At 54.4% G+C, this 8,690-nt stretch carries 6 protein-coding genes and 1 other RNA gene; all 7 read right to left on the reverse strand.

Going from position 1 to position 8,690, the window contains the following annotated elements:
• Positions 1 to 30: 30 nt before the first annotated feature.
• Complete coding sequence (locus tag GJ1_RS05255) at positions 31 to 1,968, reverse strand: ATP-dependent DNA helicase (protein WP_066229429.1); 1,938 nt, start codon at positions 1,966 to 1,968, stop codon at positions 31 to 33.
• A 121-nt stretch (positions 1,969 to 2,089) separates the two neighbouring features.
• Positions 2,090 to 3,232 (reverse strand): THUMP domain-containing class I SAM-dependent RNA methyltransferase, encoded by a 1,143-nt coding sequence (locus GJ1_RS05260; RefSeq protein ID WP_066229431.1) that lies wholly within the window; start codon positions 3,230 to 3,232, stop codon positions 2,090 to 2,092.
• Positions 3,233 to 3,376: 144 nt separating this feature from the next.
• Positions 3,377 to 3,774, reverse strand: an RNA gene (rnpB, locus tag GJ1_RS05265) — RNase P RNA component class B.
• Positions 3,775 to 3,873: 99 nt separating this feature from the next.
• Complete coding sequence (gpsB, locus tag GJ1_RS05270) at positions 3,874 to 4,170, reverse strand: cell division regulator GpsB (RefSeq protein ID WP_011231037.1); 297 nt, start codon at positions 4,168 to 4,170, stop codon at positions 3,874 to 3,876.
• Between the two features lie 197 nt (positions 4,171 to 4,367).
• A complete protein-coding gene (locus GJ1_RS05275; RefSeq protein ID WP_066229435.1) occupies positions 4,368 to 4,604 on the reverse strand; it encodes a CotD family spore coat protein in 237 nt (78 codons plus the stop codon).
• Between the two features lie 419 nt (positions 4,605 to 5,023).
• Positions 5,024 to 6,286, reverse strand: a complete 1,263-nt coding sequence (locus tag GJ1_RS05285; RefSeq protein WP_066229441.1) for a ribonuclease H-like domain-containing protein — start codon at positions 6,284 to 6,286, stop codon at positions 5,024 to 5,026.
• 57 nt (positions 6,287 to 6,343) lie between these two features.
• Positions 6,344 to 8,620, reverse strand: coding sequence for a DEAD/DEAH box helicase (locus GJ1_RS05290; RefSeq protein ID WP_066229442.1), 2,277 nt, complete (start codon positions 8,618 to 8,620; stop codon positions 6,344 to 6,346).
• Positions 8,621 to 8,690 lie beyond the last annotated feature (70 nt).

Consider the following 8,690-nt stretch of genomic DNA (forward strand, 5'->3'; position numbering starts at 1 on the left):
CGGCAAAAAAATGAAAAAGAGGGAAGAATTTTATTCTCCCCCCACCGCTGTCGGCAACACGTCTTTGATCGCCGCAATGACCCGTTCATCTTCCCTGTCGGTGACGAAAATGGAAACGATGCCGCGGTCGTCGCGCGTGCGGATGAGCCGCCCGACTCCTTGGCGAAGGCGAAGAAGCATATACGGCACATCGACGTCCCAAAACGGGTTGCTATACGCTTTTCGCTTCGCCTGAAACACCGGATCGTTCGGCGGATACGGAAGCGACCAAATGATGACGTTTGACAGCGACGGCCCCGGGATATCCAACCCTTCCCATAAGTGTTCCGAACAGAGCACAGTCTCCTCGTTGCGTTGAAACTCGGCGACCAAATCGCTGATCTCGCGGTCGCCTTCAAACAAAAACGAAAATGGTTCGCCGACTGCCACCTCTTTAAACTGAAGAAGCTCCTCGCGCGTCGGGAACAAGATGAGCGCCCGCCCTCCGGTTTCGCGCAATTTTTCAAGTGCATACGCGTATTTTTTGGCAAACAGCGTCTCATCCGCGCGGAACGTCGGCATATAAATCGTCATCTGTTCGTCGTAATCAAACGGCGACGGCACGCTGAACGACAAATAGTCATCAATGCCTAAGCTTTGCGCCATATATTGGAATGATTTTCCGTTTGATAGTGTTGCCGATGAAAAGACAAACGGCATGCGTTTGCTGAACACTTTTTCGCGCAACACTTCCTGAACGGTGCGCGGCATGACGACAAACGTCGCCTCTTGACGCGACGACTCAAGCCACGTAATGGCGTCGGCGTTCGTCAAAAACAAATCGAGTGAATACTGGATTTGGTCCAAATATTCATCCACAATGTTCAGCTGGTAATGATCGATCGTATACGTCTCGCTTTCAAACACAAGCTCGTTGCCGATTTCGACAATTTGGCCGCGCAGCTGCTTCGCCCATTGTTCAAGGCGCGGCGACGGCAAAATTTCTTTCCGGTTCGAACCCGGAACGTCTTTCGCGCACGCTTTCAGCTCATCAAAAAAGCGCGTGCTCGTCTCCAGCGTCTCCTCAATTAAATAGGCGAGCTCTTCGCGGATGTCGTTTTCAAGAAGCCTTGTGAGCAGCGTCTCAAGCGTCGTCTCTTTCATTCGATATGTCAACGCCTTTTGCGCAGCGAACTCCAATAAATGCCCTTCGTCAAACACGACACAGCTCGCTTCCGGCAACAGCGGCAGCTGTCCTTCCCGCTTGCGCGCTTCATACGTCCAAACATGTTCCATATAAAAATCGTGCGAGCAGACGATCAAGTCCGCCGCCTTCCGGTAATAGTCGCGCCAAAGCGTCTGTCCGCAACGATGCCGCTTTTCGCACGTGAAACAGTCTTGAAACGGATCCCAAGCGATTTTTTTCCACTGCTCATCAGTCAGGTGGGCGTACTCTTTCCGGTCGCCGTAGCGGTAGAACGACTGCAGCGGTTTGTTGTCATGGACGAAGGCCGGAAGTTCATCGTAAATTTGCTCATACAGCTCGATGTCGTCATCGTCATACGTCGTCACTTCTTCCAGTTTATTCAAACATAAATATTGATCCGGCGATTTCGCCAGCCGGACGTCGATTTCCAGCCCGAGCACGTTCGATAGCTTCGCAATATCGCCTTCCTTTTTGACGAGCTGCTCAATGAGCGTCTCATCGGCGCAGGCGATAATGGCCGGCTTGCCGGTATAGCGGGCGTAGCAGACTGCATACAGCAAATACACGATCGTTTTCCCTGTGCCAACCCCCGCTTCGGCGAAGATCACCTTTTTTTCGCGAAACGCCCGCTCGAGCTGAAACGCCATATAAATTTGCTCGTCGCGCAGCTCAAAGCCGGCTTCCGGCAAAATGTCATAAAAAACATCGCCGATCCACTGGCTCAACTTATCAAAAAAGTTTTCATTTTTTTCTACAACAAACGGATAACGCTCATGGCCCATCGTCGCCACCCCTCCAAATTGGCATAAACTCCCCCGGCATATCATGCATAAGCGCGCAACAAGCTTGTTGCGCGCGATCCCTAGTAACAAGACAATATTATGATCGATGGCCGCCGAGAAGTCAACTTCGAGCTTCGCGCGGCGGCCGCGGCCCCCAGTACTGGTAATAATGCGTTTCAATAAAGCCGTTAAACAGCTTGCGCCGCTTCGTCGCCGGGCGGCCGTAATGCGTTTCAAAGCCGCGGTGGGCGGTTAAAATGTACACCGACCACGTATCCAAGGCGGCGAAGGAGCGGCCGATGGCGCGATAGAGCGCTTCAACCTCCCTCCGTTCGCCGAGACGCTCACCGTACGGGGGATTGCCGACGATCACCCCATATTGTTGATCCGTGCGAAACTGCTCGGCACGACCCTCCCGAAAAGAGATGAGATCAGCCAATCCTGCTTCGGCCGCATTCATCTTAGCGATCTCGACCATCTGCGGGTCAAGGTCAATTCCGCAAATGTCGAGCGGCTGGTCGTAACGCGCCATCTGTTCCGCCTCTTGGCGCGCCTCCTCCCATACCGACTCCCCGATCCACGGCCATTGCTCCGAGACGAAATCGCGGTTAAACCCCGGGGCGATGTTTTGGCCGATCAACGCCGCCTCGATAGCGATCGTGCCCGACCCGCAAAACGGATCGACAAACGGGCGCTCGGGCGTCCAGTTGGTGAGCAGCACTAAGGCGGCCGCGAGCGTTTCCCGAAGCGGAGCCTCCCCTTGACGGGTGCGGTAGCCGCGTTTATGCAGGCCGGCGCCGCTTGTATCAATCGTCAACGTCGCAATATCTTTATGGAGCGCCACCTCGATCCGATACAGCGGGCCGGTTTCCGGAAACCACGACAAATGATAGTGTGCTTTTAAACTTTCAACGACCGCCTTTTTCACAATGGCTTGGCAGTCGGAAACGCTGAACAGCGTTGATTTGACCGACTTCCCGATCACCGGGAACTCGGCGTCTTTCGGCAAATAATCCGCCCACGGCAGCGCCTTCGTTTGCTCAAACAGTTCGTCAAACGTCGTCGCCCGAAACTCGCCGACTTTCAGCTTCACGCGGTCAGCGGCGCGCAGCCAAAGGTTGGCGCGGCAAATGGCGAGCGCATCGCCTGCAAACGTCACTTTACCGTTCTCCACTTGGCACTCATAGCCGAGCCGGCGCACTTCTTCCGCGACGACCGATTCGAGCCCCATCGCCGCCGTGGCAATCAGCGAAAACGATGTCATCGTGTTCCCCCTATCTGACAGACGTATGTACAAAGCTTCATATACTTCCATTATAGCCATACGGCAGAAAAAAACACGCCAAAAGGAAAAGCCCTCCTTCTTGCAGGAGGGCTTTTCACGGTTCCAACCACCGCGTTAATCATGTTCTGTAAGCCATGTTCTGTACCTTCGTACTGCAAGCGGCTTTCGCCTCGTACTCCGGCGGTAATCATCTATCTACAGGCAGCGAGCGCCGCCTGTCCTTCCCTCCGTTCATTTCCTTCGGGAAGGTGCCCCTACCATCATTTGGGTTTCTCGCTCGTGGGGTTTACCGCGTTCCACCTCTAAGGTTTCCCTTAGAGCTGCGTCACTGTGGCACTTTCAGGGTAATCGAACCATATCCGCATAGCGGACGTAGGTTCTTTCCCCGCCGTCAGCCCAGCCGAAGCCAGACTGCCCTAGCTTATGGATTCGCTAGGCACGAACACTACGGGCATCTCAGCACCGTGCGAGCATGGACTTTCCTCTACGGCCGAAACCGGCCGCAGCGATTACCCGAACATGATTAACGCTGCGAGCATCTTACAGTATAGCTGATTTTGGTGTGAGAATCAAGAAAAAAATTTAGAAGTCACCTGCATCAACGTCGCCCAGCCGGCTGGTTATTCATACAGTTTCCGGCCAAACACGTGCTTTTCTAAGTTGGAAAGGCGCTGCAAAATGTCGTAGTTCGTCGTTCCCGCCGACATCGCCGGCCGTTTTTGCAGCTCCTCGACTTGCCGCTTCAGCCGGGCGTTTTCCTGGCGCAGCTCGTCAATTTCTTGCTGAAACGCTTCGTAATCTTTAATAATGAGATCCAAAAATTGATCCACTTCGTCTTGGTTGTACCCCCGTATGCTTACTTTAAATTCCTTTTCCAAAATGTCTTTCGGCGTCAGTTTCACCTGATGGGCTGACATGGCTTTTCACCTCAATCCGCATTCAACGATCATCTTTTCTTTATTTTTTCAGAAATTCAGTCGGTTGTCAATTGATGGTTCGCTGGCCGCGCCAAACAAAAAAACCGCATGGCATGCACCAACTTTCCTCCAACCGATTAGCGCCGACCGCTCACGATAAAAAACAGAAGCCGGCAAAGCGGCTTCTGTTCGGCATTTTAGCATCCAACTGGAAACGGCGGCACCGGCCCCGGGCAATACAAATGCCGATTGGCGGCCTGGGCGACAGCTGATTCGGTATGCGGGAAATAGTGATGATGTTCATATAAATGATGGTAAACGTGCGTCGTATGCGACGGATGAATATGCGGCACCACCGTTGCTTGGAAATGGTGCTTCACACAGCACAAAGGCGGATGGACGATCGGCGCCGTCACATTGGGCGGACAATGCATATAGCGTTCCTCTCCTTTCATCAAGTTAGGCTGTTCATTGACAATACTAGCCTATGATGAACAGAGCGGACTCGTACTAGTATAGACACCCATTTTCAGCAGCCATTTCACCCCCGACGCTTCGGGGGTATTTCGCCATCGCCGCTCGGTCCTTTGGCACCGTTGTGCGGCGCCGGATGTTTCGTCATTCATCAATATACATAATTGAACACGACAAACGTCAGGCCGACGACAACAAAAAAGAGATACAAAATTTTTTTATACATGCTCCGCATCGTCTTCTTCTCCCTGCCATCGTTTTCATTCATTCCGATGCCATTGTACACGTTTTTTCTTTTTTCTACAAGATTCACAACAAAAAGACGAAACATTTTCGTTTTCTGTCACATTTTGCGCTTGCCAGGGAAATGGACGGGTTCTCACCCGTTTTTCTTGCGTTCAAGCCGCGCGAGCCGTTTGCGCCATTCCGCTTCTTCTTTCTCGCTATGTTGTCGGCTCATCCTAGCGAGCGACTGCCACGCTTCATATGCCATAGCCGCATAGCGGTGCGCTTCAGCTGCATCCCGGAAATAATGTTCATACACTTTCGCCAATTCAAGCCCGGCTTTCGCCTTCCAATAGCCATTTCCGTGGACAAACAAGTCGCGCCAAAGGAGAGCGGCCTCTTCATACCGTTTTTCTTTCCGATACAAAAGCGAAAGCTGCCATTTCGCCGCTTGCGCTTCCTTCGCCTCTTTGCCGCTTGCTTCCTTATACACGCCGCTAGCAGCCGCCGTTTCCCCAATTGCCTCGAGCCAACGGGCGGCGGCCAATTGCTCCTGGGGATCAGCGAGCTGGGCCGCTTCAAGCAGCTGAACGGATAAGTGAATGTAGAGGGCAATGAGCGACAACACATCGCGCTCGTTATGGCGCAATACCGGCATAAGCCGGTCTGGATGAGGCGTTTGCAAAAACTCCTTGTACATCATCGGCGCCAAAAAACCCGGAACATCATCGTCCCGCTCGACATGAAGAATGTGCCGCTCCACTTCCGAAAGGCGCAGCGAATCCAATTTGTCTTTCCATAAACGGCGGGCGGCGTGATACAAATCAAAATGGCCGAACGCCGGCAATTTTGGCACCATATCGCGGACAAGCGCATGGCGCGTTTTCAGGCGCGGCCAGTCGAACGCCTTCCCGTTATAGGTCACGAGCGTCGTGTAATCGACGTCAGACAAAAAGCTTTGATAGAGCGCTGCTTCCGCCCCCGGATGCGGCAAAACATGCTGGCGGACGACGATGCGGTCGCCAAGCACGCGGGCGTAGCCGAGCAAAAACATGACGTTTCCCGCCCCGCTTGAAAGCCCCATCGTCTCCGTGTCAAAAAAGAATAAGTCGCTAACGGCAAAGCCGCGGCAGGAGAGCGGATGGGAAAACGGCGCCTCCTGCCATCTTTCGTGCACCTCATACAGCGCTCCGAGCCGATGGCGGCCGTGCTGATAGTCAACCGGATACACCGTTTCCCTAATAAGGCAGTAATCGCCGGCAAACCAATACGGCTTGGCGCCGTACTCCCGCCAAACGTCGGCAAACGGCACGTCCGCCGCTGGCCGGCTGTCCGGCTGCTCTTCTTTTTCTTCATCAGTTTTCTTTTTATGCCGGGCGGCAAGCAGTTGTTTCCATTGCGCCAGCTTCGGCTTCATCCGTCCGATCCCCCTCCTTTCTTGACACGAGCTCGGCAGCGCCGCGCATAACGGCGCTTAAACAGATGGGCCGGCCCAGGCGGCGAGCTGTTCGTTTAAAAACTCGACGAGCTCGCGCTTTACCGACGGACCGTCGACGTTCGAGGCGCCAATGCACGATGGACAGCCGTCCGCGCACGGACAGCGCTCGACCCATTCTTTCACACGCTCCATGATTTCCCCATACCGTTCAAACACCGCCTCCGATAGGCCGACCCCTCCCGGATAACGGTCATAAAGGAAAATCGTCGGCCGCCCGGAATGCGGCGCCTTAAGCTGCGGCACAACGTGAACATCAGAGCGGTCGCACATGACAAACACCGGCACGAGATGGCCAAGCACATTAGCCATGCCGATCAGCAATTGCTCAAACAACGCCGGGGAAAAGCGCGATGGCACCGTCTCCCACTCCATCCACGCCGCTGACGTATGAAGCGTTTCCTCCGGAAGGCGGATTGGCCCCGAACCGATGTTTTCAAACGTGGACAGCTTTATCTTTTTAAAAATCGTCGCCATCGCCCGAACCGATACATCGCCATAACGCACCGTCATGGGCCCGTACGTTTCGCTCCGGTCTTCCGACAGCACATCGAGCTGCACCGCCAAATTCGCATCGGTGAAATATTCGACATTGACTTGGCGGACGTACGCTTTTTTCTCTTCCCAATCAAGTTTTTCGACTTGGTATTGCGTCCCTTCGTGCAAATAAATTGCTTCATCGTGAAGCAGCGTCATCGCGCTGAAACGATCCATTTCACCGATGACGCGATGACGGGCGGTGTTCGAAATATCAATGATGACGACATTTTCCTGCGCCGCTGAACGCAAGCTGACATCATGCGCCGGAAACGCGTCGCTCATCCAATGCCAGCGCCCGGCGCGCTCGTGAAGCACCCCTTGCTCAGCCAAAAAGTCGAGCACCTCTTCGACTTCAACGCCGCCGAACGTCTCGCCGCGCCGGAACGGAAGCTCATAGGCGGCGCATTTGATATGATCGACTAAAATGAGCAGATTGTCCGGGTTGATGCGCGCCGTCTCCGGCGAGCGGGCGAAAAAGTATTCCGGATGGGAGATGATGTACTGATCAAGCGGACTCGAGCTTGCGATCATCACAACGAGCGAATCGCCCTGGCGCCGGCCGGCGCGCCCGGCTTGCTGCCACGTGCTGGCGATCGTTCCCGGATAGCCGGTTAAAATGCACGCTTGCAGCTGCCCGATATCGACGCCGAGCTCGAGCGCATTCGTACTGACAACCCCGATAATTTCGCCGCTGCGCAGCCCTTTTTCAATGGCGCGCCGCTCGTTCGGCAAGTAGCCGCCGCGGTAGCCGCGGATCGTCGTTTCGCCGATTCGTTCGTTCACTGCCGCCTGCAAATGGCTCAAGATGAGCTCGACGCGGACGCGGCTGCGCGCAAACACGATCGTCGGAATGCGGTTGACAAGCAGCCGGCTTGCCAGCGCAACGGCCGTTTTTGTCGCGCTTTGGCGGATGTTCATCGTCCGCTCAACAACCGGCGGATTGTAAAACACGAAATATTTCCGCCCGCGCGGCGCCCCGTTGTTGTCGATGAGCGTCACAGACTCGCCAATCAGCCGCTCGGCCAACTCTTTTGGGTTGGCGATCGTCGCCGACGTGCAAATAAATGTTGGTCGGCTCCCGTAAAAGGCGCAAATGCGCTTTAAGCGGCGGATGACATTCGCCACATGGCTGCCGAATACACCGCGGTATGTATGCAGTTCATCGATGACGACGTAGCGCAGTTGTTCAAAAAGAGAAATCCATTTCGTATGGTGCGGCAAAATCGCCGTGTGAAGCATGTCCGGGTTGGTGATGACAATATGACCCGCCTGACGGATTTTTTGCCGCAGCGCCGGCGCCGTGTCGCCGTCGTATGTATGGCTGTAAATCGGCACGCCCATTTCGACGATGATCTCGTTCAGTTCATTCTTTTGATCTTGAGCAAGCGCCTTTGTTGGAAAAATATACAGGGCGCGGCTGGATGGCTCTTTGGCAATGGCATCGAGCACCGGCAAATTGTAGCAAAGCGTTTTCCCGGAAGCGGTCGGCGTTACGGCGACGATGTTCCGCCCACTTTGCACCGCGGCGTAAGCGGACGCCTGGTGCGTATACAACGAAGTGATGCCGCGCGCTTCAAGCGCGGCGCGCAGCCGTGGGTCAAGTTCGTCTGGAAACGGTGCGAGTTTCGCTTCTTTCGGTTCGATTTCATGCCAATAGACGACGTTCGGATCTTGGCGGAGCTGTTCGATCCATTCGGAAAGCGTCTGTTTTTTCACGTCGCAAGTCACCTCGTTTTCTATTTTACATGCATTCCGTTTGTTTGCACGAAAAAAAAAACGCTGCAAG

Origin of the sequence: Geobacillus jurassicus NBRC 107829, from assembly GCF_001544315.1 — a bacterium.
GTDB lineage: Bacteria > Bacillota > Bacilli > Bacillales > Anoxybacillaceae > Geobacillus > Geobacillus jurassicus.

Excerpts from the sequence above, each read along its gene's own strand:
- GJ1_RS05285 (WP_066229441.1), bottom strand. The coding sequence starts at position 6,286 with ATGAAGCCGAAGCTGGCGCAATGGAAACAACTGCTTGCCGCCCGGCAT.
- GJ1_RS05275 (WP_066229435.1), bottom strand. The coding sequence starts at position 4,604 with ATGCATTGTCCGCCCAATGTGACGGCGCCGATCGTCCATCCGCCTTTG.
- GJ1_RS05255 (WP_066229429.1), bottom strand. The coding sequence starts at position 1,968 with ATGGGCCATGAGCGTTATCCGTTTGTTGTAGAAAAAAATGAAAACTTT.
- GJ1_RS05260 (WP_066229431.1), bottom strand. The coding sequence starts at position 3,232 with ATGACATCGTTTTCGCTGATTGCCACGGCGGCGATGGGGCTCGAATCG.
- gpsB (WP_011231037.1), bottom strand. The coding sequence starts at position 4,170 with ATGTCAGCCCATCAGGTGAAACTGACGCCGAAAGACATTTTGGAAAAG.